This window comes from Streptomyces huiliensis (assembly GCF_020037025.1).
GTDB classification, from domain to species: Bacteria; Actinomycetota; Actinomycetes; order Streptomycetales; family Streptomycetaceae; genus Streptomyces; species Streptomyces huiliensis.
In genome coordinates this window covers 1-790 of record NZ_JAIQLH010000427.1, presented here as the reverse complement: position 1 = coordinate 790, position 790 = coordinate 1, and the positions used below count along the sequence as shown (strand labels likewise).

Here is a 790-nt window from a genome sequence, read left to right as displayed (position 1 = left end):
TCCGGCCGGGCGCCGCCGAGGCCGCCGCCTGGCGGCGGGCCCGCGCCCTGCACCGCGGCGCCGACCGCAGCCTCGCCCCGTCGACGGAGGCCGTCCGCGCGCTGGCCGACCACGGGATCCCCGGCGCCCTGCTCTGGCCGCCCGGCGTGGACACCGAGCGCTTCCACCCCGACCGCCGCGACCTCGAACTGCGCAACGCGCTTGCCCCCGGCGGGGAGTTGCTCGTCGGCTACGCCGGCCGGCTCGTACCCGCCAAGCGGCTGGAACTGCTGGCCCCCGTCTGCGCCCTGCCCGGGGTACGGCTGGTGCTGGCCGGCGACGGGCCATCCGCCGCCGCGCTCCGGACGGCCCTGCCCGGCGCCCGCTTCCTCGGCTGCCGGCGGGGCGACGAGCTGGCCCGGATCCTGGCCTCCCTGGACGTCTTCGTCCACCCCGGCCGCGGGGAGGCGTTCAGTCATACCGTCCACGAGGCGCTGGCCAGCGGCGTCCCCGTCGTCGCCCCCGCCACCGGTGGCCCGCTGGACCTCGTCCGGCACGCCCGTACCGGCCTCCTCGTCCGCCCCGACGATGCGCTCGCCCTGGCCGAGGCGGTTCTCACGTTGGAGGCTGGGCGCCGGCGGCGTGTGGAGTACGGCCTCGCCGCTCGCGCCTCCGTCCTCGGTCGCAGCTGGGCGGTCGCTGTGGGGGAGCTTCTCGGGCATTACGGGGAGGTGGTGGCGCGGGGGGCGCGGGTGCGGGCGGGTGGGTGAGGCGGCTTGCGGGGGGGCGTGGGGTGGTGTCTTGCCCCGGC

The 790-nt window shown here is 78.9% G+C and carries 1 protein-coding gene; it reads left to right on the top strand.

The window, feature by feature from the left end:
• Positions 1-749 (top strand): glycosyltransferase (locus JNW98_RS34665; protein WP_223772255.1); only part of this gene is annotated, 749 nt, incomplete at its 5' end.
• Positions 750-790 lie beyond the last annotated feature (41 nt).